The organism is Vibrio sp. AH4, assembly GCF_030710545.1.
Taxonomy (GTDB): Bacteria; Pseudomonadota; Gammaproteobacteria; order Enterobacterales; family Vibrionaceae; genus Vibrio; species Vibrio metoecus.
Genome location: NZ_JALAIV010000003.1, coordinates 389,682 through 415,940, shown reverse-complemented (window position 1 = coordinate 415,940; position 26,259 = coordinate 389,682). Strand labels below are relative to the sequence as shown.

Here is a 26,259-nt window from a genome sequence, read left to right as displayed (position 1 = left end):
ACTAGTGACTAGCAGGTAATGACTTCGCTTCCATGACGAGATAAGCATCCCAAGATTGTTCATCACGAATACGTTTTACGAAGCCGCGGTTGGTCAACCAGCTTTCACTCGTCTCTGTAATAGCAGGCTTAGTCAGCTTAGTTTCACGCGTCACTTTACAAGCTTCAAACGTGCCTGCTGCAACTACAACAGTTTCTTTACCCATATAAGTATCCGAGTAACTAAAATCCGAGTTAGGCCATGCCTTAGTAATCTCCGTCAAATCTGTTTGTTGGGTTACAGTGCGTAAGCCTTGCACCGTTGAATCGCCAGCGTTAAAGCTCGCCAAAGGCGCATTGATTGCAGGACCTGAAGTGACTGGGATGCCCAAACGTTTTTCACTAGCGGAAACTGATTTTTCTAAAGCTACCTTGGCAATGCCCCAACCAAAGGAACCATCGGGGTTAAAACCTTCTTGGCCCAGATCGTAGCCCTGTGCAGAATAAGCCTCTTCATAGCCTAATAAATTCCCATTCAGGTCCTTAACATCGATGATGGTTTTTTCCAGTAAACCATCCCACGCAGTGATCCAAATTGGCATTCCTGAGACTAAATTCACCTCCGTGAGCCAAGAATAATGGTTGCCAGAATAAGAATATTCAAAGATCAATTTTGAAGGTTTGTCACTAACCGTGCGATCAACAGCATATACCACTTTGTCTCCCACTTGCTTTGTATAGCCAGCATCAGGTAGCGAAGCTAAACATGCTTCTAATGTTGCCGGTGATATGGGTTTTGGTGGTGTTGACTGTGAATAATTATCAACAATCAACTGCGCAGCAGTAGAATCAAACAGATAGTTTGAATCTGATTCATCCTTTTGATCTACAAAATGGGCAATTCGCACGAAACCATCGAATTCCGTAAGGTACAGTGTATTATCCGCTGTGTTGAAATTGCTCCAAGTTGTCTTGCCAGCAATAGAAGCAGGCAGTGTCACTTTGCGTAGCGCTTTTCCATGGTGAGTAATCTCTTGCCACTCACCTTGATCGGCATACTTAACAAAGTTCTCATTCCAGTCCCAACCTCTTGAGTAATACACCACTTTGCCATTGGATAATAATTGAGCAAAAACATGACCATCAGCCAAACCTGCGATTGGAATTAAGTCAACTGAATTAGTGGTACCTTCACGGCTTTGGGCATTAGCGGCTACCGTATCAACCAATGTGGCAATCCATGTATCTTTCTCATTTTTAATAGCACTGATGCCATTACACATTTGATTTAAGGCTGCATAGCGCTCAGGGCTGTCCTCCTTACACCTACTTCCTTTATTAAAGGTATAAAAGCCACCTTCTAGTTTTTCGGACGAAACCAAGTAGCCATAAGTGTTGGAAGGGAACATCAAGTCTTGTGGGATAACACTTGCCCACACTTCATCGTCAGCACTCTTCTTAAGCACTGAGCTCACATTCAGACCACTGAGATCCATTTTTTTCGCTGAAACTTTTTCATTCTTTGACGAATTACCCGTTTCTAAAATAATAGAACCATCATTGTTGAGGGTGATTTTTACAATGGCATCAGTCTCAGCTTCCCAACCCTCTTTATCTAGAATTAATTGTTCAGGATTAGCCATGTTGATAACTGGAACAAACGAATCTGAGGCATGATCAAGCTCATATTCTTGATCGATCACCTCATCATTCTTACCCAGTGCCACAAAGCCGTAGCTCAATTCTTTGAGACCGTTTTCTTCTTCACCGGCAAACCATGTCAATGTTTCATTTTTAATCAATTCAGCTAAGTTAGCCTCAGTGGCACTCTTCGCAGCTTCGTTGATATTCACTTTATCTTTTAGGTTCTCAACACTGATGTCCACATGCTGTTTATCAATATCTTGGCCTGCTTTAATAGGGTCAAAATTCTCCCCTGCAGTTTCAACCGTAGTCACGACATTTGAAAGCACCTTACTGACTTCAGTTGCAATCAGCGACGTTAGCTTGTCAACACTGATACCTGCATTAGCAGCTGCTTGCTCTAACTTATCGGTATTTTCGGCCATGATGGTAGCGGTGACTTGTGCGATGCGATGAAGTCTTGCGAATTCTTTTTGATCGGCAGCGCTAAGCTCTTTTGATGATTTACCTGCGACATAATCCGCGGCCAAATCGAGCTTCGTACCTAGCTTAGCTTGTACTGCTGCTTTAGCTTCTTCAAGCGTGCGACCATTTTCAATTTCGTTATGCACTAACGTAGTCAATGGGCTGATAAATGAAGAGCTCGGGGGTGCACTTAAGCGGTAGCTTTTTGTCAGTGGCTTGTCACCATAATCAGCATCTTTGGTTTGACCTGCGACAACCTCAATCAACAGGCTGCCTTTAGCAATCTGATCTGGAGTCAAACCTTGTAGCGTGAACTGCCCATTTTCACCAGTGGTTGCCGAAGGCTCATCACGATCACACATTTTATTGACATTAAGGTCTAAACACGCATTTGCGCCAATGAGATAGCCGTCTGCAGCACGCGCTGTCAGCGACATATCTGGACTTGGCTTATCAGCACTTGGTTGGCTAATATTTGACTGAGGGCTATCACTTCCACACGCAGCCAATGTTAGAGCGATCGCCATAGCCAATACTGAACGTTGAGGGCTCATAATAATCTCCATTAATATAAAAATTTCGCAGTTATCCGTGACAGCTAGTCTATTTAGCCATCATTACTTATTACCCTGAGTAATCGAATCGCAAAATAACAGAACGAATTTTTATCTAACCTCTGTGTGATCATGATTCATAATCAGAAATTATAGAAATAATGTTTTTTATTAAATTTTTGCGAGTCACTTCTAAATGCTCAATAAAGTAACCTACTGATTTAATATGACTATTACTTACATTTTTAATGACTGAAAATGCTTTATTCATCTCTTCTAGAAAGAGAATTTATGATTTATCCAACCGGAAGTTTGGTCAGCTTCTTATCAAATCGATTTATAATTGACCAAATACAAAGCATTTAGATTTTTAAAAGCAGGAAAAAACAAAGGCGAGCCATTGGCTCGCCTTTTATCGATATTTCGTCGTAACTATTACAATAACTCAACCGACTGCTGGGCAATCACGAATTCTTCGTTGGTTGGAATCACCATAGCTACGGCGTTAAGCAGTTCAGATTTTGCAATGATGCCCGCGTTACCAAAACGCGCGGCTTCGTTGCCTTTTTCATCTTCCACGAAACCAAGCAGTTTTAGGTTGCCGAGAATTTCGCGGCGAATCGGCAGCGAGTTTTCACCAATACCACCGGTGAAGATGATCGCATCCAGATGCTCTAGCGGGATCAGGTAAGAACCGATGTATTTCGCAACACGGTAGGTGAACACTTCAAACGCCAGTTTTGCACCTTCGTGACCATTTTCCATCGCTTCCAAAATGCCGCGCGCGTCAGAAGTAAGGCCGGACACACCCAAGAAACCAGATTTCTTGTTCAGAGTGTCAAACACTTTCTCTTGGCTCCAACCTTTCTTCATCAAAAATTCGATGATGCCGGGATCCAAGTCGCCAGAACGCGTACCCATCATCAGACCCGCCAGTGGGGTGAAGCCCATTGAGGTATCGACTGATTGACCGTTGCTGATCGCACAAACGGAAGCACCGTTACCCAAGTGAACCGAGATAAAACTCGCTTGCTCAATCGGCTTGTTCAGCATTTTGGCGGCTTCGCGGCTGACATAATAGTGGCTAGTGCCGTGGAAACCGTAGCGGCGGATACCGTATTGTTTGTACAGTTCATGAGAGATAGCACCAGTGAATGCCTTTTTCGGCATCGTCTGATGGAAGGCGGTATCAAATACAGCGAACTGTGGCAGGCTTGGGAAAGCTGCCATCGCCGCTTGGATACCTTTCGCACCGGCTGGGTTGTGGAGCGGAGCAAGATCGGACAAGCTTTCGATTTCAGCCAGTACTTCTTCATCAATACGAACGGTCGAGGTGAATTTCTCACCGCCGTGTACAATACGGTGTCCTACCGCTACTAAGTCTTGAGCAAAGCCCAAGCTTTCCATTAAGCCCACAATGCGGTTGATCGCATGCTGGTGATGATTATCGGCGGCGGTAATCGCCTCTTCCGTTTTCTCACCCTGATATTTCCAACTGATCACGGCTTCAGGCATGCCGAAGCACTCACCAAGACCTGAGATCAGCGCGTCCCCCGTTTGGGAATCAATCACTGCAAATTTCAATGATGAGCTACCAGAGTTTATGACCAACACATACGAGTTCGACATGGGGGCTGTATCCTGTTTCAGACGTTAAAGGGAAGCATTGTTGCTTCGTCATTATAGAGATTGCATTATTCAATAATTTTTGAATCTTTCAACTTTGTTTTAGTTTTTTGTGCGATAGAAACGTTTTTTTGTTGATCTTAAACAAGAACCGATTTCTTTTTAGCCGAGAAATATTTCAATTTTTAAGCAAATAAAAAAGCGCTCGTTCATCACCACGAGCGCTGATGCAGAAAGGGATGAATGCCGTGTTCGGCTGGGATATTTAACGGCTATGCAATCGATATCGCTTGCCAATCGAGCGTGATTGACTCTCGGCGTGAGAACATATCGATATGAGAGTTGATCACCGCTTGTTGGGCAGCCACTTTTTGTTCACTTTCACCCTGACAAACAAAAGTCAGCGTTTGGTTTTTCTCACACACAGCTAAGGAGGTCACCCCCGCAGGAAACTCGATTTGGCCTTGTGTTTCATCCCAAGTCGCGGGAACTTTACGGGCAAAATGGCGGCACAATGTCACCAAGTATTTGGCAACATGCTCCGAGTGTAAGGTGGCTTGGGATTGATACAAAGCATTATGTTGACTCGACATAGAAAATCTCCAGTACAAAAGCCCGCACTGTGCGGGCTTAAAGGTAGAAACAATGGTTAGAATTGGTAAGCGGCCGATAGCTTGTAGCTGCGCCCCGGCTCTTTGTCATCCAAGGTGAAACCGCGGGCAACACCAAGGCGTGAAGCATGAGAGGTGTACAGCTCATCAAACACGTTATCCACACCAAACGTCAGCACTAGGTTCGGAACTGAATAAGGCGTCCACTGCGCATAGAGGTTGTGTACGTCATAGCCTTCTTTCTTATCTGAACCTGCAACCACGTTGTATTCATCAAGAACCACGATCGATGTCCAACCAAACAGGGTATCGATCGAATCGGCTTGGTAGCCCAGAGTCAGCGCGATGCTGTCACCCATATCGGCACTGGTACCAACAGAATTGAGCATTGGCCCACCGTTAGTGACGTCATTCGCATCTGAGCGAGCGTAAGAGAACTTGGCACTCGCGGCTTGATACGCGTATGTCGTGCTCAACTCGAAACCTTTGATTTCCATATCCCCCACATTGCTGATCAGGTAGCTGTTGTCGGTGCGGATATGGTCATTAATCTTGGTTTTAAACAACGTGAAGTTGGCGCCAACAAAATGCTCTCCCAACGTTTTATCAAAGCGCACCCCACCTTGCGTGTTTAAACCCGTTTCAGCTTTGATGTCATCTGCTAGGCGAGCTTGATCTTGGTAACGAATAAAGGTTTCCAACAGCTCTGGGCCTTTAAACAGCGAGCGGGCGTTGGCAAACAGCGTCCAATCGCTGGTCACATCCCATTCGGTACCGAGCGACCACGTAATATCATCAAAATCTTTACTGCCCGTCATCGCTTTACGCTGAAAATCATCAAAACGTAGACCAGCAGTCACTGACCAAACGTCATTCACATACAGTTTGTTCTCAGCAAACAGCGCGGTAGAAACCGCAGACTCTTTCATAAAGGGCGTGCTACCGTAGGTCGCTTTGCTGGTTTGATCTAAGTAATCTACACCATACGTCACTTGGTTACGGCGTGCTGCCAGCTCGTAGTCGGATTGAAATAGTACATTCACGCCCACGTTACGGTTGGTCGCCGTGTTGTGAGAGACACGGTTGCCCGGCCAAGCGCCAGCCATCACGGTTTCATCTCGCTCAATGTCAGTTTGGCTGCTGTATAAGGTGACTTTTCCGCGGTGCTTATCTTGTTTGAGTTCATAAGAGCCGGTGATGGTATCGCGATCGTAACGAGTTGGAATTAAAAGATTTTTGGTCAAACCTTCGTTGGCGCTTCCTGCCATATCAGGGCGAGGGCTATAGTCGCCTTTATCACGATACACGTCATACGAGAGTTGGAATCGGTGACCATCGACAGGCTCAAAGCCCACTTTGGCAAGTACGTTGTAGGTATCACCGGCAGCACCGAAGGTTTCTTTGCCTGATCCATCTTCAAAGTTGTCACGCGAGATGCCTTGACCGTACACCATAGCATCCACGGTTTCGTTTAGTTGACCATAAACGGTCAGTGAGCCTTGTTGGTTATCGTTTGAGGCATAGCCGCCAAAAATGCGTGCACCAAACTGCTCGCCTCCTACCAACAGGTTCTTAGCGTTTTTAGTTTCAAAATACACCGCGCCACCAAGGCCACTTTGCGTCACCGAGTTGTTACCCACCTGAACATCCGCCGATTTCAAAATGTCTGGGTTCAACGTTAAGTTACCAATGTGATGGAACATATTGGCGTGCTGTGAAGCGCCATCCAAACGAATATCTAGGTTGGTTTCACCCAATCCGCGAATGTTAATTCGTTGGTTAACCGAGTGCGTTCCGCCTACATCAACCCCAGGAATATCACGCAACAAATCCGACATGTGATCGGCTTGTTTGAGTGATAGGTCGTCCGTGGTGAGAGATTCCGAGCTGCTCGACACTTTCGTACCCCATACCACCACATTTTCCTGCTCCGGTGTCGCTTTCTGCTCAGCAACCGCGTTGGCCGACATCGCGGCGGCCATCGCAAGCCATAACGCAGACTTCTTACAAATATCCATACTGGCTCAATTCCTCAAAATACAAATGATAACAATTCGCATATATGTTAAATTGAGCCCAACCAATAGAGAAGTTGAATTGATTATGCAAAATCGCACATCCGTTATGGGAAATGAGCAAAAACACAATAAGGTCATGATGAAGCATGGGGCTCGACACACGGTCACCTTGGCACGCCATGTTATCGCTGAAAACAGTGAGCAGATTGTGGCGCAAAGTGTGAATCCACCTGTGATGGCACAAGGTCATTTTATTGAATACACCAGCCCGACAGGCTTTACCTTGCATGGTGGGTCTAGCCTTGAATTGGCCGATTGCGATGTGATGACCACTAGCGCTCCCGCCCTCATCATCATTCTTTTGTTGGAGGGCACCTTACGTTTCGCCTATGACAACCACAAATTCGAATTGTGCGCTAATGAACAGCCACAAGCCATGATGGTGAACTTACAGCAACCTTGCATTTTTCATCGACGGATACATCAAGGAATGTCGGTACGCAAACTCAACATCATTTTGACGCCCGATAAATTACAACCTTTTGCCCAGCAAGAGTGCCCGTTGCACCATTTTATGCAGCAGGATAAAGCCTTTCTCCGCCTCTCTCTGCACAACGAAAGTTGGCAAGCCGTAGCAGAGTTACTCAACACGCATGGGGCAAAAACGGCGAGTGCACACATTACTCGTGAAGCGTTGGTCTGGCGTTTAGTTCACGAGGCGATCTTGCAATGCCCAGAGCAAGGCGGCACTTCCCTTCCCGCGCACCATGAACACACCGAAAGCGTGATTAACCCACTGCTGCATTACATTGACCAACATTTGTATAGCGAGATTTGTTTAGAAAAACTTGCCGAACAGCATGCGATGAGCGTTTCAAACTTACAGCGTAAGTTTAAATCTCGTTTCAATATGACGATTGCGCACTACATCCGGCACCGACGTTTACAACTGGCGCGTCAGCAATTAGAGCGAGGTTTGGTCACCATCACAGAGGCCGCGTATGAAGCGGGCTACTTGCATCCGTCCAACTTTACTGCCGCCTTTAAAAAAGCCTTTGGTATTTCTCCGCAGGCTTTTCTAGAGCAAAAACAACCAGTACAAAATCCAATTAATCGGTAGGCAGCGTATAAAGGCACAAACGCTGCCCTTGCATCTCAATCACATTAAACGGGGTTTCGTAGATTTGGCTCAAAACATCCGATTGAATCACATCTGAAACAGAACCTGTTGCCACCACTTCCCCTTTTTTCAACGCGACGATTTTATCGGCGTAACAGGAAGCAAAATTGATGTCGTGGATCACCACGACTACCGCCTTATTCAGTTCATGAGCTAAACGACGCAGTGTAGACATAATTTGCAACGAGTGTTTAATGTCCAGATTGTTTAGTGGCTCATCAAGAAATACGTAGTCGGTGTCTTGCGCCATGACCATAGCGATAAATGCCAATTGGCGCTGACCACCACTCAGCTCATCCAAATACTGATACTGGATGGTTTCGAGATCGAGATACTCAATCGCCTGATTGATGATCTGCTCATCTTGCGCGGTCAATTTTCCTTGGCTGTAAGGAAAGCGGCCAAAAGCCGTCAGTTCACGCACCGTAAAGCGCATGTTCAGCACGTTGGACTGACGCAGCACCGCCAGCTTTTGTGCCAATGCTTTGGTATTCCAATCCACTAGCTCACGCTGCTCAATCCAAACTTTACCCGCATCACGGTTAACCAAACGGCTCGCCATGGAGAGCAGCGTACTTTTACCCGCGCCATTAGGGCCAATAATCGCCGTCACCTGCCCTTTATCAAACTGGGCGCTGGCGTCATGCACCACGCGCTTAGTGCCAAAATGTTTGGTGAGATTGTCCAGTTGAATCATAGCTAAACCACTTTATTGCGAAGTAATAGCGAGAGGAAATAGATCCCGCCGATGAAATTGATCACCACACTTAAGGTAGTGCCGAAATGGAACACTTTTTCGATCACCCATTGCCCAGAAAGCAAAGCACACACCGACATCGCCGACGCTGCAATCAACAACGTAGAATGTCGATAAGAGTGAAACCACTCGCGAGTCAGGTTGGTTACCAGTAAACCGAAGAACAGGATCGGGCCCACTAGCGCCGTGGAAATCGAAATCAGCAGTGCGCTACTGAGCAAAACATTGCGCGTCACTTTGTGCACATCCACACCTAAACTGACCGCATTATCTTGATCTAACCAAAAGACATCGAGCACACGATGCTGGCGAAACAGAAGCACGCAAGCTAACAGCAATAAAGGCGACACCACATACACCAACTTGGTGTTGACGTTATTAAAGCTGGCAAACATGTTGGCTTGTACCGACGCGAAATCGTTCGGATCCATTAACATCACAAAGAAAGACGCGATATTTGAAAAAAGCTGCCCTAGTATCACGCCAAGCAACAGCAGCACAATCAAATTGCGATGCCCAGTGCGAAAATAAAAGGTAAACAGCAGCGTTGAGAAACTCAGCATCGCCGCAACCGAAAGCGAAAAATTCCAGTACACATTCATTGCAATGCTGCTCATGCCGCCAAACAGCACCACCACCAGCACTTGGGTGAACATATACAGAGCATCAAACCCCATGATGCTTGGCGTGAGAATACGGTTATGGGTAATGGTTTGAAACGCCAGTGAAGACTGCGCAATCGCAATCCCTGCAAACACCATGGCGAGCACTTTAGGTACGCGGCGCGACAAGAAGTATTGGTAGTTATCCGCATTGAGCCCCACACCAATAAATAGCGCGGCAAACAACAGCGAAATCACGATCAAGAGCAGTAATTTCGTTCTATCCTGCATGACGTTGCCCTCGCAAAATAAGAACAATAAATACTGAACCGCCCAAGATGCTGATGATCATTGAAATGGGCACTTCATACGGGAAGATGATCACCCGCCCGACCAAATCACACACCAAGACAAACAACGCGCCAAATATTGCAGTGCGCGGAATGTTCTTGCGCAAATTATCGCCATAATACTGACTGACCAGATTTGGCACGATTAACCCTAAAAAAGGCAGCTGACCCACAATCATCACCACCGTCGCCGACATCATCGACACCAATGCCACGCCGATGACCATGACTTGGTGATATTTCAGGCCAAGGTTGGTTGCAAAATCTTTCCCCATCCCCACCGCTGAAATCCGCGCCGCATACAGGTAGCTGAAGATTGCCACTGGAATCGCCAGATAGAGCAGCTCAAAATCGCCTTTAAGCAAATTGGCAAAATTTGCCACTGCCCAACCGGACAGGTTTTGGATCGCATCGTATTTATAAGCGATAAACGTCGCGAGAGAATCAATCACATTGCCAAAAATGATGCCAATTAACGGCACAAAAATGACGTTTTTAAACTGAATACGTTGGATAAAAAAGACAAACACTAAGGTGCCCAACATAGCGACACCAAAAATCAGCCATAAGTTTTCACCATGACCAAACAGCACAAGGCTCAGCACATAGCCGAGCATGGCACACTCCACCGTTCCCGAGGTGGAAGGAGCTGCAAATCGGTTTTGGCTCACCTGCTGCATGATCAAACCCGCAATACTTAACCCCGCACCAGAGAGAAGAATGGCCAATAATCTTGGTACTCGACTGGTCAGCAGCAACTGCCATGCGCCAGCATCACCTTGAATCAAACCGGCGAGCGGTAAATGCCCCACGCCAACAAACAGTGAACAAAAACTCATCACGCCTAAAACAAGCAATAACTTTTTCAAAGCTAACCTCAGCTTGTCAGCCAGAGGAGGGTTGCCCCTCCTCCGCATCTACTACTGCATACCTACCGATGTTTTCATATCGGCAACCATTTGCTCTGTGGCTTTTACCCCAGAAATTGCGATGTACCAAGCATTCACATCGAGGTAAGCAATATGGCCGTTTTTGTATGCCGTGGTGGCTTTAACCAGATCATTTTCAAAGGTTTGGCGAATATTCGACTCGGCTTTGCTCACGACTTTATCACGGTCAACCACCAACAAGGTTTTGGGGTTATGTTCACGGATATACTCAAACGAGATCAAATCACCGTGGCCACTCTCTTTACTCACTGGCACAGTCTCGCTAAAGCCAAAATCTTTATAAACGGAGGAAAAACGCGAATTCGCGCCAAATGTGGTCAGGTTACCACCAGAGCTCATCACCAACATCGCATCACTTTTATGTTGTTGGTTGTATTGCATGATGGATTTAAATTGCGCGTCAACTTGCTCAATTTTGGCTTCGACCGCAGGTTCAATCGCAAACACTTTACCTAAGTTGCGCCACTGTTGTTGGGTACTCTGCCAGTAACCTTGATCAGCTTCTGCCGCAAACACAATGGTCGGTGCAATCTTCGACAATTCGTCGTAGCTTTTCGCCGCACGCGGGCCAATCACAATCAAATCCGGCTTTTGGGTATAAATCGTTTCAAAGTCAGGCTCAAATAGGGAACCTGCACTTGGGTACTGATCACTCTTGTATTTGGCCAAATAGTCAGGAGAACCATCAAACTTAGAGACGGCCACTGGCTCAATACCAAAGCTATCTAACGCATCCAGCGCACCCACGCCAATCACAACCACTCGCTGTGGTTTTTGTTCTAACGTGGTTTTACCCAAGCGATGTTCAATCGTAACGGTCTCTGCTTGTACAGCAAATGAAGCCAACAATCCTAAAGTAGTCCAATGAAGAAGAGGTTTCATACGTTCCTTCCGACGGTAGTTGAGATGGCAAAGTAAATTATTTTGATAGTCATTCTCATTAAGAGAGTGCGTACTATAATCAAAACTGACTTCGCAATGCAACTGTGTGAGGGAAGATATCGTGTCATGATGTAAAAACAACAAACCCTTGCTAATTCCTATCAATAGCAAGGGTTTGCGATATTAATACGATGAATTTCTGCTCAAATCGTATACGGTTGACATTCCGCGCCGAGCACATGGGTGATGGTTTGTGGCTCAACAAGCAACCAGTTGGGGCAACCATCCAACGGTTCTGAGGCTAAAATAATCCCATCTTGCCAAGGTTTACGGTAAACCGTAGGAGGCTGACCATCACTACTGTAACGGACTAGCCAAAACTGCTGCCCATCAGAAATACAGATAGAGGCTTTAAACGGTAGCAGCACACTTTTAGCTTGCATCAATACTTCGATCTCACTAATCGTTTGGCGAATCGCCGCCACCGGATCTCGCTCCAAACCGTTTTTCAGCATCAGCAGAAAAATCAATTCACTGTCTGTCGTACCTGTCCGTCGAATATAAAGATGCTCAGGCAGTGAACGCTCCAGCTCGTATTTCACGGCACAATAATCACCAATTTGACCATTGTGTAAAAACATCCAGTGGTTGTAGATGAAAGGATGGCAATTCGAACGCGACACTTGCGTGCCAGTAGAGGAGCGAACATGAGCCATAAAACGGTGTGAACGAATGTGGTGAGCTAACGAGCGTAGATTTTCATCTCCCCACGCAGGCAATACTTCATGAAAACGTCCGGGCGTACTGCGCTCAGTATACCAACCCAATCCAAAGCCATCCGCGTTGACTCGTGTAACCGCCTTACGGGCTTCTAAACTTTGATGAACTAACGAATGCTCAGGTTGATAAACCAACTGTTCTAGATAAATGGGGCTTCCTTGATAAGCCAACCAGCGACACATAAACCACGTCCTGTAAAAAAGTATTTCTGATTTCAATAAAGCATGTTTAGTTACGGGGTGCAATACGGGCTGAAAAATATAACGGATTTCGAACCAAGGCTTGTGGTGTAAGGCTTTCACGCTCACCATTTTGGGGCAATACTCTCCTTATATTACGCTTTAAACTCGGCTTTTCGCCCCTCTCCTTCCCCTACGCCCTCCTCCAACCAACCGATCGGCAGCCAATGCTTATTGAAGTGTCTCTATCTCTATTTCAGGGCTCTCCCAAAGAGATCTCATCAAAAAGAAATAAGTGAAGCAAGATCAAATTATTTATCTTTCTTTAAAAATGAATCCTTTCGTTATTTTTAACATATTTCAATAAGGTTTTTATTTTCTTTTGAAATCGACCGTATCGGTTTTCACTCGATTTATTTAACACAAGTAACTCTTTCCATATTTCATATCGACATCAATATCATTTATTCATGTAATAATAACGAATATTTAACTGTTTTATTTATAATTAATACTCACGTAGTTTCGTTTACTAAATTTGTTGTAAATGTGACCTTATTTCAAACGCCGAATAATTCACACTTGCTATCAATTCCCCTCAATCATAAATTGTTACAAATACTTTACATATGGATGTGTTGTATGCGCTTTCTATTGGGATTAGGGATTATCTGCCATTCTGGCTTATTACTTGCGAGCGTATCGCCCAACGATGAAAGGCTGATCGAATCCTTGATTGAACAAGGGGTTATCTGCCAAGACTTATCTTACGAACAGCAACAAAAAGCCTTATCGATATACTTACAAAAAAAAGTCGGGAAAAGAAAAATACCAACAGAATCACTGCCAAATACAGCACCAGAAACCTCGTCACCTGAACCGACGGGTGAATTAAAACCAAACTGTATTAATCCAGATTCTCAATAGTCACCACCCTATCTGGTTAACTGAGCCGTTTCAGTTAGCTTTGTCATACCTTAAATAAGGAAATATTAAGGAAATAAAATGAAAACAATCAGAAAAACGCTATTAGCGACCGCGGTAGCGACTTTTTTTAGCAGTGGCTTATATGCTCAAACTCCCGTTGATTTGGGCGTGGTGAATGAGGATAAATTAATTGAGATGTTAGTGCGTACTGGGCAAATTTCTGCCGACGCGTCTGACAGTGATAAACGCATTGCACTTGAGCATTATTTGGATGACAAAATTCGCTCTGGTTTTAAAGGCGATGCGCAATTTGGCAAAAAAGCGTTGGAGCAGCGTGCGAAAATCCTTAAAGTCATTGATAAGCAAAAAGGCTCACATAAAGCGCGAGTTTTTGCACTGGATGTCAGTGCCAAACGCACGGATAAGGTGTTGGCTTTATTGATTGACTTCCCGGATCTCCCTTGGGATGACAACCGTCTGACCCAAGACCACACAGAAATGCTTTACGATCGTTATGAGGCTTCCCACTACCAAGATTTGCTGTTTTCCGATAAAGGCTACACCGGACCGAATGGGGAAAACTTTATCTCGATGCGCCAATACTACGAGAGTGAATCAGGCAATACATACAGTGTTGCAGGCCAAGCTGCCGGTTGGTATCGCGCCTCAAAAAATGCCGCGTATTACGGTGGTAACTCACCGACCACCAACAATGATTTACATGCTCAAGAGTTAGTGCGTGAAGCGCTCGATCAATTGGCTCGCGACCCGAACATTAATCTTGCTGACTACGATATCGAAGATCGCTACGACTACAATGGCAATGGCAACTTCCGTGAGCCCGATGGCGTGATTGACCATTTGATGGTTTTCCATGCTTCTGTGGGGGAAGAAGCCGGTGGTGGCGTGTTAGGGGCGGATGCCATTTGGTCACACCGCTTTAACCTTGGCCGTTACCACGTACTCGAAGGCACCAAGAGCAATGTTCCGGGACGCTTTAATGGCCAATTTGCGGCATTTGACTACACGATTCAGCCCATTGATGCCGCTGCAGGCGTTTGTGCTCACGAATACGGTCACGATCTAGGCTTACCCGATGAATATGACACCCAATACACAGGAGCCGGTGAACCGGTCTCGTATTGGTCTATCATGTCGTCTGGTAGCTGGGCAGGTAAAATTGGTGGAACACAGCCCACCGCGTTCAGCTCTTGGTCAAAACAATTTTTACAAAATGCTATTGGTGGTCGCTGGATTAACCATGAACAGTTGACGATCAATGAATTGGAAAAAAATCCTCGCGTCGTCACACTATTCCAAACCACCGACAATTCACGCCCCAACATGGTGAAAGTGACTTTACCGATGAAACGCGTGGACGGCATCAAGCCGGCGGAAGGCGAGTTTTCTTTCTACTCGAACCGTGGCGATGATTTGAAAAACCGCATGAGTCGATCACTGCTCATTCCAGCGGGTAGCCATGCGACTCTGAGTTTTAAAGCTTGGTTCCAAATCGAAAAAGATTATGACTTTGCTCGTGTACTGATCAACGGCCAGCCCATCGCAGGCAATATCACCACCATGGATGACCCATACAATACTGGCCTAGTCCCAGCGATTTCTGGTGATTCTTCTGGCTGGGTGGATGCACAGTTCGATCTTTCTGCTTGGGCAGGACAAAGCGTTGAACTGGCGTTTGATTATGTCACCGATGGTGGTCTGGCGATGGAAGGCTTGTACATCGATGACTTACGTCTGACAGTCGATGGCTCTGAGAGCTTGGTGGATAACGCCGAGGGTGATTCCAGTTTTGCCTTCAATGGCTTTACCAAAAATGGCGGCTTCCACGAAGCTAATCATTACTACTTGCTGCAATGGCGTAGCCACAATGACGTCGACCAAGGCTTAGCCAACTTAAAACGCTTTGGGCAATTAATGTCATTCGAACCCGGCTTGCTGGTGTGGTATGTGGACGAATCTTATGCGGATAACTGGGTGGGCAAACATCCGGGTGAAGGCTGGCTAGGCGTTGTCGATGCGGATCAAAATGCCTTAGTTTGGTCAAAAACCGGCGAAGTGGCACAAACGCGTTTCCAAGTCCGTGATGCAACCTTCTCACTGTTTGATCAAGCGCCGCTCAAACTGGTCACGGCCGATGGCAATACGCTGGAAGATATGAACTTAACTGCGAATGCCTCGTTCTCGGACGATCAAGATTACAGCTCACCACAAGCGCCAGATTCTGGCCGCAAAGTGATGCCATTTGGTCTGAAAATCGATTTGCTCTCACAAAGCAAAGAGAATGAGTACGGTGTTGTTCGTCTGTCTAAAGTCAGTACAGCAAACGTTGCACCAGTGGCGCGATTTGAACTGAACGTAGAAGGCTTGAATGTCACCACGCAAAACACCAGCAGCGATAGTGATGGTTCCATCGTGAGCTACTTGTGGGATTTTGGTAACGGTCAAACCAGTACCGAAGTTGCTCCAACTTGGTCTTATACCAACGCGGGTAGTTACTCTGTTACCTTAACAGTGACGGATGACAAAGGTGATAGCGATACTCATCAACAAATCATCAAAGTGGAAAAACCAAACGCTTTACCAGAGGCGAATGCTCACTACATTCACCTTGGTCGCTGGGTCACGATGTGGTCAACCAGTACCGACAGTGATGGCCGCATTGTTGACACGGAATGGACGCTGCCGAATGGCAAAATTAAGCGCGGCCGTATGTTTACTGCCATTTTCCCAAGCTACGGCCAGCATGATGTGCAGCTAAAAGTAATGGATGATCGCGGCGCTGTGACCACCAAAACCATTAAAGTTAAGTTGTAATTTCCCTTCTCTACCATGGATTTGGGCACCTTCGGGTGCCCCTTTTTTTGAGGCTCATACCGATGCGAAAAGCCTTATTCCCCGCTATCTTTCAGCCGTTCTAACGCATCAATACGCCGCCACTGCTCAGGCGCAAAGCGCTGCTCTCGTAACTGCTGAATTTGGGTGTTCTGCTCGTGAGAAGAAAGATCTGCTCGCGCTAAAATAACCGCCCGCTGCTGATAATATTGCTCAAATTGCTGTGTAAAATCATCTCGGGTCTCATCCAATGTCGCTAAGCGTTGCGCGGCTTGTTCACCCACCAAGCTGACACGAGTCAAGTAGCGTTGTTGGGAATCCCCTTGCTCGGCTTCCATCAACTGAGGCAGTAATTGTGCTCTCCCTTCGCTGCGCTGAATAAAATCCGGTTGCTCACTCAATACCTCCTGCCAAACCTTATCGGCCAGTTCTCCTTGACCATATTGCTCATGGATCAATCGCTTTTGAATCGCGAGTTCACGCAGCTGATTTTCTTCAGCAAATAACGCTCGTTGCTCAACAGTAAAATACTGCGCTTGAAGCTCCAATAAGGCTTGATGTAACTGCCACCATGCTTGTCCAGTTAGCCCTCTATCAACATCGGGAAATCTCAACTCCGCCACGGCAGCTTTGTAATCGACATACCGAGCAAACACATCGCCATCCAGCAACAAACCTTGTGTTTGCTGCTCATACTCTTGTACCTGCTGCTTAATGGCAGGTAGTGAAGATTCCCCCATGCCAGAGAGAAAAAATTCTAAGAGATCTCGTGGGCTGGATTGATCGGGCTGAATGTCTTCCTGCGACAATGTACCCAGTGCTGGCGTTAGCGTACTGCCTGATAACCCAAAGATCGCACAGAGCGCGCCAAGGGTAACTAATGTTCCTACACTCCATACGATCTTCTTCATCATCTGCTCCTACAAACCTGCGAGTTTGAGTCGATTGGCATGCTGACGATACAAAGTGAGGGGATCGGTTTCTAACAGAGAGTGGATACCCAGCAAGCCGTTAATTTCATCGAGATGGTTCATTCGATAATCATCACGGATCACCTTACCAAGGTGAGTACTACAGGTCGCAACTAAACCATCGTTCGGCTCAGAAAACACCAGACCCAGTATGCCCATTGCAGCATCACTCGGATCCAATATATTGGTCACGTTGGAGCCACCACTCCATGAGTAGTAACGCACGCCATTCACTTCATACTCACCTTCTCCACACTTGGATGTAGGAACCCCTTCTGGATAGTATTGGTTGAATTTCAGTGAGCCCTCTGTCGTCAGCGCGGCAAGTGATGCGAGAGGATCTTGTGGATGAGATTCTCCGCCAGACAAAAGATCAATTAAGGCAACAAAACTTTGGGTCAACGCAACGGCAACTTGCTCAGTGTTTGAGCCAGGGGGAATGGTACCGCGCAATAAATCCGCTACCGCCGAGCCTTTATGCACTCCACCAATACTGGTCACCGATGCCACCAAATCAGGCCTCACTGAAGCCACATAGCGAATGGTAGGACCACCATGACTATGACCAATTAAATTGACTTTTTTTGCCCCCGTCACGGCCAACAGAGATTCAATCTGCGCCAGTAACTGCTCCCCTCGCCGCTCAGAGCTATGGGTTGCCGAAACTTGTGCCACATACACTTGAGCACCATCTCGGGTCAGCGATTGGGGAATACCGTAAAAATAATCCACCCCCGCCAACGTATCGAATCCAAATAATCCGTGAACCAAAACGATGGGATAACGGGTTTGCGTATAGCCAGATTGATTTAACGCATTAGCACTGGTTCCTGCCCACAAGGAGAATGAGCACAGTGAGAGAGCAATAAAAATGATGATGTTTTTCAAGAGATATTCCTTCTCATTCTAGCCTTCAATCCTTGAAAACCTCAGACATTGCGCCACTTTCATAGGTGAAGGCATGGGATACATGAGCAAGAGATCCGACCTCTTGCTGTGGATTAGGCTAGAAGAGAAGTGAACGAATACCGAATGATCAAAGTTCAAAATGTGAACAGGGCAGGCAAATTAATAACAATTGGTTAACAATAAAAAGACAGCCCCAACGTTGGTTGAGGCTGAAAAGGAACCCATTTACTCTTTTTGACAGGGGGCGAAAGAACAAGCCTACAGCTCGAAACCACCAACCAGTTTATCCAACTGCGAAGAAAGACGTTGTAAGTTTGCGCTGGCACGGCTTAGCTCATCGGCCACGTGTGAGGTCTCCGTCGTCAGTTGGTTAATGTCTTCAACATTGCGATTAATGTCTTCCACCACGGTCGACTGCTCTTCGGTCGCCGTTGCTACTTGAATATTCTGATCATTAATTTGATCAATCTGGCGATTAATTTCGGTTAAAGACTGGTTCGCTTTGGCCGAAAACTCCACTACGATGTCGCTTTGTGAACGGCCTTTTTCCATCGCTTCTACAGCACGATTCGATTCACTCTGTAAACGATTAATCACTTGTTGAATTTCTTCCGTCGACGCTGCAGAGCGGCTTGCCAGAGTACGAACCTCATCGGCCACCACCGCAAAACCACGGCCTTGCTCACCAGCACGCGCCGCTTCAATTGCCGCGTTCAGAGCCAGCAAGTTGGTTTGTTCAGAAATACTGCGAATGGTATCAAGGGTTGAACTGATGCCATTGATCTGCGTGGCAAGAGACGTCACCACTTGAGTCGCATTGTCTAACTCAGTAGCCAGTGTTTGAATACGAGTTTGTACCTCACCCACCACTTTTTTACCTTCGCCAGAATGCTGTGTTGCTTGTTTCGCCACATCCGCAGCCATCGCCGCGTTAGAGGCAATTTCCGATACCGTAGCGCCTAGCTCATGAATCGCCGTCGCAACCTGTACGGTTCTGTCACGCTGTGATGCACAGTTAGTCTGTGTGGTATGTGCACGTTGTGAAACACTTGACGCCATAGAGGCCAGCTCTTTGGAGTTTTCTGCCACTTCTTCAATCGAATGGTGCACTTTATCAATAAACGCGTTAAAGCTATTGCCGATATCACAAAGCTCATCGTTACCATCTAGCTCAATTCGCGCACGCAGCGACAAATTCGCCGCCGCTGAACTCATTTTGTCCTTCAAGTAAGCCACTCGGCTACGTAAGTTGGTAATGATGATTAAAGATGCGATGAAGGAGATCAGCAGCCCCGCCGCAATAATGATCATCTGCTTTGTGCGCCCAGATTCAAAGCTCTCCACACTCGCTCGGTTTTGCTGTTCTGCTTGTTGCAAAAGCGTATCCAAGATCTGGTTAGCTTGTTTGCGCATTTCACCGTAGGTCGGCGCGTATTTATCGCGGTAAATGTTTTGTGCGGTGGTCATATCATTATTAGCAAAAGCTTGCAGCATGGGCTCTAGCTCTTCACGTACCATCTGCTCAAAGCGAGCTTGAAGTTTACGAGCCTGCTCTTTGAGTTCTGGATTCACTTGCGAATCCACCGCCAATTGCATCGCCTGACGCATTTCAGGAATGTCTTCGGTGCGCGCTTCTTCAACGCGTTTGAGTACCCCTTTTGCGTCTTTGAGCGCCGTTTCTTGCAGTAGCATCATATCAATACCAACACGCATCCGCGGAATGCGCGAGGTTGCCTCCGCCATTGCACGCATGGGGGCTGCAGTATTGGCATACAAACTATTGGACTGTGCCTGCATCACTGACATGGTATTTAAGCTAGTGAAAGCCACAAACAGCAGTGCTATCGCGGGGATAGCGACGGCGATAGCCAACATCCATTTAAGGGAAAATTTATTGATGATCATGTCTCGTACCTATCGTTCAGAAAAAAAGTCTGCTGACCTATAAGGGTTGTAGGGATGTCAGCAAACAGGGCTTGCGCTGTCTCGCGCTTAGTATTGTGATTACGTACTTTTACCCTAATGTGAAAGGGAACGCTGTACACCAAAATCCGTTCAGCATTTGAAGTAGTATGGCAAAATTATTCTGCTTCTGAATGGTTAAGTCGATAAATGAAGTCATAAAAAGCATTAACAACATAAAATGCCCTGAAATATCAGGGCATCCTTCCGTCTTGCTAGTTCAAATCAAATTGAACACCTTTGACTAACCAGTCATCAGCCCAGATCTTCAGTTGGGTGATTTTGGCTGCCGCAGGCAAATCAAACCTATCTTCGTGAGCGTTACTCACATAAGCAGTTGAACCTACGGTCTGTTGGCGTCCATCTTGATAGTTGAACGTTAGGGCAACCAGTTGCTGACCTCCGTATTGAAAATCACCAGAGGTTGCAACGATGGAGGTCACACCAGACAGATCCACCGAGGTTAAGCTGCCACCTTGACCGCCAATCAATTGATCCGGCGTTGAGCCTAACGCATCAATGGCGGCACCCGCTCGAACATATAATCGGCTCTCTTGCCCGATAGACTGTTGGTTTATTGTCCCTTGAGTAAACCCAAGCACAGGTGAGCTTTCCTGTACATTAAACACATCCGTGTAGGCGGTGATGGTACGTAGGCTAACCGCATCGCTGCTGCTTGAATAAAGCCCTAGCTCACCAGTTTGTTTATCGTGTCCTAGCACTTCACCACTGTATACGTTACCCAGTTCATCGGTACCTTCACGCCACTCCCAACGTTGTGTTAAGTTTTGGCTACAAGCTTGTAGAGAATCTAACCCTGCGCCATCAAGACAGAGCTTGGTATTACTCGCACTGACATAACGGCCAAGCTGATCATAGATGAACGACTGAGCGGCACGTTGGTTATCACACGTATTGGCCGTCAAACGACCTTGCTCACCCACTTCAATACAACGGTTATTGAAACTGGCTAACTGTAGATTCACCGGACGCCCCCCAGTAAATACAGGGTGATCCCAGTCTACGGTGAAGCTTGCTGATTTGGTAACACGGCGACGAGGTGTATCCTCAAAACCGTGATACGACTGATGTGCGCCAAAGACGTAATAGTGTTTATAAGCACCGTTATAGATAGGACGGAGGTTGACCGAAGAATCAATCACAAAATCCGTACTGCCAGTTTCCGTCGGTGACGCTTTATAAATCACATCCATTTTCGGAACAAAGCTTGCGTAACTCAGTGGGCTGATGCGATTGACATCCACCGGATAGGTGTTCACCCATAACGCATCGGTAGAACGATTGAGCAAAGATTCTGCCGTCGCGTACTGTTGGCGGTTCCAAGTAAAGCTGACATTTTGTGCGTTTTTCGCATTCCGTTCGATGCGGTAATCTTGCGTGTTGTAAGTTAACCAACGGCTTTGCGTGTAGCTGGCTTTCGCTTCCAGTTTGGCTTTAGGGCCATTTTTATCCACTTCGACACCACCAGAAACACCGAGTTCGAAGCCGGATACTTCTTTACGCTCAAAATTGGCGTTTACGTTTGTCACAGGGAAGGTTTTTAAGATCTGCGCTTTGCTGTTCGACGCGTTAAAAGCAAAACGGTAATCCTGCGCGATTGCATCGGTTGACCATTCACGGAAATAGGCATCTAGGGTGACATAATCGGCCCCAAATTGGCGATAACCGAGCTGATCATTGAGATGGATCCCTGCCCCCGTGCTATCGTCATCCAAACTAATGCGCACGATTTTGGCATCCGGTGTCGCTGAACCCACAATTCCGTATTGCAATGAACGCTCTAGGTTTACTCTATAAATCAGAGAAATATTGGCATCTTTACAAAATGGGCGGCTGCCCTTTTCATTTTTCCATAACCAAGAATTACTGAACGTACATTCTTCATCACTGATAGCACGGTTTACGTTGATGTAAAAAGCCACATGCGGCAAGGTGTTGGTTTCACTGTTGGCCGGCGTAGAGCTAACAAACCCTGCTCTGGCGAGCAAGCGAGCTGTACGTGGCGCATCAAGCAGTTGTGGATCAATCTCTTCTGCACGGTCAAACGGCGTAAACAGCAGCTCGCCTTTATGTTCGGTGATTGCAATGAAAGCATTGGCAAAACCTACACCATAAGCCTTTCTAAACTTTGCCTGCATTGCTGATTGTTGTTCTGGATCGCTAATCTGATTGAAGTCGATCAAAACGCGAAGTTGTTGGTTAATCACCTGATCACGCAATTCTGCTAACGTGGGTAACGAGCTGTCTTCTGCTTGCCACTCAGCAGCATTGTAATATTTTACTGCCTGACTATTCGCAACTTGGCTAATAATATCAACAGCTTCACCACTAGGTTCGTTGATATTCGCCAACAGGGTTGGACTGGATATTGCGCTGCATATCGTTAATATCGCGACTGCACAACGATTGAGTTTTGGCATATAAACCTCACTGACTCTGTTATTTTTAGCGTTATTACAAGAGAGATTTTCAAACAAAGTGATTTATATTCAAACTACTGAAAATCCAGTGGTAAACCATTTTATTCAAATAAACAGGCATCCCGTACCTATCGTTAATTTTCTGAGTAAAATTGAGAATACTCGTGTGCTTTCAAGTAATCAGAACATACCCATTTTGATTGTGTCTCATGGGGTACCCTCGTCATCCTTGATGTGTTGCATGTGCCGATAGTGCTAGGTAGCTGACTGCAGTTCCATTGAACAGTGACAATCGAAATATATCTTCCCAAGATATGTTTTCATATATCTCTTGCCTCTGCATACTCAATGAAATATCACCAATATTTCTAAATGTAAAATGCCACAAAATAAAAAAGTCACAGCAGATCACAAATTTCAAACAAGAAAACTTTTTATTTATTGTAAAATAATCACATCCTAAAACAACCCTTGCTAATATTTTTGTTATTGATAAACCCTAATTAAATTTGAACTAAATTAGGCTGAGTTAATTTATACATTTAGAGATGAAATATTATTTTTACTGTTATTTCAGTGCTCTACTTCAGCATATTCTTCGCAACAAAATCTATTGATGCTTTAGTAAACAACAGTTGATCTTACTTCCAAGCTAGAGCTACGACCGCCCAGTTTTCATTGACCCGATGAATGTCTCATTCACAATACAAACAGATCTGACCAGATCGTCAATCTGTCTATTCAACCGATAAGAAGATAAACAATGAAAACAGCGCTCTTCACCTTAATCGCTGGTTTAACCAGCCTCTCGGCCTCCGCCGCAACGGAACCGTGGACAAAAACTGAAATGCCACTGATGAGCCGTGCTCAAGTGGAACAGGTTCAAGGCAAGCAAACTTACACTTATGTACGGTGTTGGTATCGTCCTGCCGCAACGCATGATGACCCATACACCACTTGGGAGTGGGCAAAAAATAAAAATGGGAGTGACTACACAATCAACGGCTATTGGTGGTCAAGCATCAGCCATAAAAACATGTTTTATACCGATGTTCAGCCAGACACCATCAAGCAGCGTTGCTATGAAACGCTTGGTGTCACGCATGAAACTGCCGATGTGACCTATTTTGCCGCAGATACGCGGCTCTCATACAACCACACCATCTGGAGCAATGACTCTTCAGCTCAACCACACAAGATAAATAAGGTGATCGTCTTTGGTGATAGCCTTTCCGATACGGGCAACATTTTTAATGCTTCACAATGGCGTTTCCCAAATCCCTCATCGTGGTTTCTGGGCCATTTTTCAAACGGTTTTGTCTGGACGGAATATTTGGCGCAAGGGTTAAACATCCCCATTTATAACTGGGCTGTTGGAGGGGCCGCGGGACGTAGCCAATACATCGCTCTGACCGGGGTTTACGAACAAGTCAGTTCATACCTGACTTACATGCAGTTGGCGAAGCATTACCAACCGGAAAACAGTTTGTTTACTTTGGAATTTGGCTTGAATGACTTTATGAACTACAACCGCTCACTCGCTGACGTTAAAGCCGATTACAGTTCTGCGTTGATTCGCTTGGTCGATGCGGGAGCCGAAAACATTGTTTTGCTCACGTTGCCAGACGCAACTCGTGCGCCACAGTTTCAATATTCAACTCAAGAGCAGATTGAAACGGTGCGCAGCAAAATTAAGGGGATGAACGCGTTTATCCGCGAGCAAGCCCGTTACTACCAAATGCAGGGGATTCGTATTGCCCTGTTTGATGCATACGCGTTGTTCGAAAGCATGACCAGTGACCCTCAATACCATGGTTTTGTGAATGCAAGTTCACCGTGCTTGGATATTCGACGCAGCTCAGCAGCTGACTATTTACTCACCCATTCACTTTCCGCTGAGTGTGCAGCCCAAGGCTCCGATCGCTTCGTGTTTTGGGAAGTCACCCATCCCACTACGGCAACACACCGCTATATTGCGCAGCTAATTCTTGCCACTCAAATGGCTGCATTTCCTCTCTAAGAATGGCACGCAATGAGGATAGGTTCGCCTATCCTCATTTTTGCGACACCTCTGACTTTGCTTTCTGACTCATCTCTTCGTAGCCTTACAAAAAGGGCAGAGGGTGAACGTGATGAAAAAACCAAATCAAACTTCTGCTTTTACTGGTTCAGAGCTATTGAATATCTACTATCAGCGTCGGGTGTCGATCTTCATCGCCTCGATTTCCAGTTTGGTTTTTTTTCCTTTAGCAATAAAAAATCTGATGATTAATCAGATCGTTTTAGGCGGTTTGATCATCGTTTTTCAATGCACGTTGTTGTTTGAAATCTCCGCCATCTATCATCAGACAAAAACGCCATGGGGATTTCGGCTCCCCCTCTCTTTGGTGGTCATCATCGTAGTGATGGCGATCCACCTATTTGGCACACTGGCGAGTTACTGGCTTTTTCCGGTGATCATTTCGATTGCTTTTTTACTCCCGCCCAAAGACAACTTACTGACCATTTTCATCATTATTCCATCGAGCATATGGGTTTTGATTCCCCATCAAACCACGGAAGTCACTTTGCGCTTTAGCCTTGCGATCAGCGCCTGTGCCGCCATCATGTATGTGGTTGTGGATGCCATTCGTAAGCTGCACACAGAGTTATTCTATCTATCAACTCGTGATGCATTGACTGGCAGCCTGAATCGCCACCAGCTTGAGAGTTTTTTGCGTAAAAACATTCAACTCTGCCAGATGGGTAATCAATATTCGGTTATTGCCGTCATCGATATTGATCATTTCAAAACGATTAATGACCTATACGGCCATGACACTGGTGATAAGGTCATCACGCAACTGGTCGAGATGATTAACACTCACAGTCGTGAATTAGATTTGCTTTTTCGATTAGGCGGCGATGAGTTTTTGCTGCTGTTTGAAAACACCAGATTGAATGAAGCCATGATGGTCGTCAGCCATATTGGGTGCCGAATTCAACAGGCGCACTACCCTAAACATGCCGAAGTCACCATCAGTGCTGGGTTAGCCGAAGTGCTGCGCACCGATACTCCGGAACAGTGGTTTAAACGGGCGGACCTTTCGCTCTATCATTCGAAAAAAATGGGAAAAAACCGAGTCTGTTCTGAGGAGAACCAAGTGATTGAGCTCAATAGCATACAGTGTGACTCGCTGCTGAACTCAACCCATGGTCATCGTTGAGCCATCATCACCATTTGCACGAGTTGTGGCACTACAATCCCCAAACAGAATAAAGCCCCTTGCCATTTGGGAAGTTTAATCGCCAGTATAGCCGGAGCCATAAAATACAGGATCACCAATACCGGTAACGCATTGATGTGCTCGAAACCAACCAACGCAAGCGTTAGCAACACCGCGCCCATCGTGAGTTGATGAGGTAATTTCAATTTATAACCAAGCAACCCAATAAAAAGCAACGCAGCAAACAATAACACCATGTCCATAACCACCCCCACAAAGTGATATTAATTCTCATTTACCACAATAATAGTCTGCTCTTGTTCTAGATTCAAGTTGTAAAACAAGCAACACAACCATTAGAAAAAATAATCCAATCTATAGATATTTATCGTGAACAGAAAAGCAAGAATCGAT

At 45.9% G+C, this 26,259-nt stretch carries 19 protein-coding genes; 5 read left to right on the top strand and 14 right to left on the bottom strand.

The genetic code is table 11. The features are described from left to right. Window position 1: 1 nt before the first annotated feature. From MKA69_RS14915 to vctA, 4 genes are all read right to left on the bottom strand, one after another. Window positions 2-2,641: a hypothetical protein gene (locus tag MKA69_RS14915; RefSeq protein WP_305848389.1), complete on the bottom strand. Its 2,640-nt coding sequence runs from the start codon at window positions 2,639-2,641 to the stop codon at window positions 2-4. 435 nt (window positions 2,642-3,076) lie between these two features. Then, window positions 3,077-4,270: an acetate/propionate family kinase gene (locus MKA69_RS14910; protein WP_055034902.1), complete on the bottom strand. Its 1,194-nt coding sequence runs from the start codon at window positions 4,268-4,270 to the stop codon at window positions 3,077-3,079. A 269-nt stretch (window positions 4,271-4,539) separates the two neighbouring features. After that, window positions 4,540-4,860: a DUF2218 domain-containing protein gene (locus MKA69_RS14905; protein ID WP_055034901.1), complete on the bottom strand. Its 321-nt coding sequence runs from the start codon at window positions 4,858-4,860 to the stop codon at window positions 4,540-4,542. Window positions 4,861-4,916: 56 nt separating this feature from the next. Beyond that, entirely contained in the window at window positions 4,917-6,896 is a 1,980-nt protein-coding gene (vctA, locus tag MKA69_RS14900) for a TonB-dependent iron chelate receptor VctA (protein WP_305848388.1), read from the bottom strand. 85 nt (window positions 6,897-6,981) lie between these two features. Between vctA and MKA69_RS14895 the strand changes: the two genes are divergently transcribed. Beyond that, window positions 6,982-8,016 carry an AraC family transcriptional regulator gene (locus MKA69_RS14895; RefSeq protein ID WP_305848387.1) on the top strand — a complete coding sequence of 345 codons (1,035 nt, stop codon included), beginning with the start codon at window positions 6,982-6,984 and terminating at the stop codon, window positions 8,014-8,016. On the opposite strand, the gene vctC is transcribed toward MKA69_RS14895, so the two are convergent. From vctC to MKA69_RS14870, 5 genes are all read right to left on the bottom strand, one after another. Next, on the bottom strand, window positions 8,006-8,773 hold the full coding sequence (gene vctC / locus MKA69_RS14890; RefSeq protein ID WP_000615299.1) for an iron chelate ABC transporter ATP-binding protein VctC: 768 nt from the start codon (window positions 8,771-8,773) through the stop codon (window positions 8,006-8,008). The genes MKA69_RS14895 and vctC overlap by 11 nt on opposite strands. A 2-nt stretch (window positions 8,774-8,775) precedes the next feature. Next, window positions 8,776-9,726, bottom strand: a complete 951-nt coding sequence (gene vctG / locus MKA69_RS14885; RefSeq protein ID WP_055044656.1) for an iron chelate uptake ABC transporter permease subunit VctG — start codon at window positions 9,724-9,726, stop codon at window positions 8,776-8,778. Next, window positions 9,716-10,654, bottom strand: a complete 939-nt coding sequence (gene vctD, locus MKA69_RS14880) for an iron chelate uptake ABC transporter permease subunit VctD (protein WP_055029410.1) — start codon at window positions 10,652-10,654, stop codon at window positions 9,716-9,718. Before vctD ends, vctG begins: the two co-directional genes overlap by 11 nt. Before the next feature lie 51 nt (window positions 10,655-10,705). Beyond that, entirely contained in the window at window positions 10,706-11,617 is a 912-nt protein-coding gene (vctP, locus tag MKA69_RS14875) for an iron chelate ABC transporter substrate-binding protein VctP (protein ID WP_095474749.1), read from the bottom strand. Between the two features lie 203 nt (window positions 11,618-11,820). After that, the gene (locus MKA69_RS14870; RefSeq protein ID WP_055031158.1) at window positions 11,821-12,579 is read right to left on the bottom strand and encodes a class II glutamine amidotransferase; all 759 of its coding nucleotides are present in this window, start codon (window positions 12,577-12,579) and stop codon (window positions 11,821-11,823) included. A 639-nt stretch (window positions 12,580-13,218) separates the two neighbouring features. Between MKA69_RS14870 and MKA69_RS14865 the strand changes: the two genes are divergently transcribed. Together MKA69_RS14865 and prtV are read left to right on the top strand one after the other, a co-directional pair. Next, window positions 13,219-13,503: a hypothetical protein gene (locus tag MKA69_RS14865; RefSeq protein ID WP_305848386.1), complete on the top strand. Its 285-nt coding sequence runs from the start codon at window positions 13,219-13,221 to the stop codon at window positions 13,501-13,503. A gap of 78 nt (window positions 13,504-13,581) precedes the next feature. Beyond that, window positions 13,582-16,338: a M6 family metalloprotease PrtV gene (prtV, locus tag MKA69_RS14860; protein ID WP_305848385.1), complete on the top strand. Its 2,757-nt coding sequence runs from the start codon at window positions 13,582-13,584 to the stop codon at window positions 16,336-16,338. A gap of 74 nt (window positions 16,339-16,412) precedes the next feature. On the opposite strand, the gene MKA69_RS14855 is transcribed toward prtV, so the two are convergent. The 4 genes from MKA69_RS14855 to MKA69_RS14840 form a co-directional block, all read right to left on the bottom strand. After that, window positions 16,413-17,267, bottom strand: a complete 855-nt coding sequence (locus tag MKA69_RS14855) for a lipase secretion chaperone (RefSeq protein ID WP_305848638.1) — start codon at window positions 17,265-17,267, stop codon at window positions 16,413-16,415. 9 nt (window positions 17,268-17,276) lie between these two features. Beyond that, window positions 17,277-18,215, bottom strand: a complete 939-nt coding sequence (locus MKA69_RS14850; RefSeq protein WP_095457365.1) for a triacylglycerol lipase — start codon at window positions 18,213-18,215, stop codon at window positions 17,277-17,279. Window positions 18,216-18,494: 279 nt separating this feature from the next. Beyond that, entirely contained in the window at window positions 18,495-20,141 is a 1,647-nt protein-coding gene (locus MKA69_RS14845) for a methyl-accepting chemotaxis protein (RefSeq protein WP_055031142.1), read from the bottom strand. A 272-nt stretch (window positions 20,142-20,413) separates the two neighbouring features. Then, window positions 20,414-22,639 carry a leukocidin family pore-forming toxin gene (locus MKA69_RS14840; RefSeq protein ID WP_305848384.1) on the bottom strand — a complete coding sequence of 742 codons (2,226 nt, stop codon included), beginning with the start codon at window positions 22,637-22,639 and terminating at the stop codon, window positions 20,414-20,416. Window positions 22,640-23,402: 763 nt separating this feature from the next. Between MKA69_RS14840 and MKA69_RS14835 the strand changes: the two genes are divergently transcribed. Both MKA69_RS14835 and MKA69_RS14830 read left to right on the top strand, forming a co-directional pair. After that, window positions 23,403-24,659: an SGNH/GDSL hydrolase family protein gene (locus tag MKA69_RS14835; RefSeq protein ID WP_305848383.1), complete on the top strand. Its 1,257-nt coding sequence runs from the start codon at window positions 23,403-23,405 to the stop codon at window positions 24,657-24,659. A gap of 112 nt (window positions 24,660-24,771) precedes the next feature. Further along, window positions 24,772-25,845 (top strand): GGDEF domain-containing protein, encoded by a 1,074-nt coding sequence (locus MKA69_RS14830; RefSeq protein WP_055044776.1) that lies wholly within the window; start codon window positions 24,772-24,774, stop codon window positions 25,843-25,845. On the opposite strand, the gene MKA69_RS14825 is transcribed toward MKA69_RS14830, so the two are convergent. Continuing rightward, the gene (locus tag MKA69_RS14825) at window positions 25,836-26,102 is read right to left on the bottom strand and encodes a hypothetical protein (protein ID WP_055029603.1); all 267 of its coding nucleotides are present in this window, start codon (window positions 26,100-26,102) and stop codon (window positions 25,836-25,838) included. The genes MKA69_RS14830 and MKA69_RS14825 overlap by 10 nt on opposite strands. Between the last annotated feature and the right edge of the window lie 157 nt (window positions 26,103-26,259).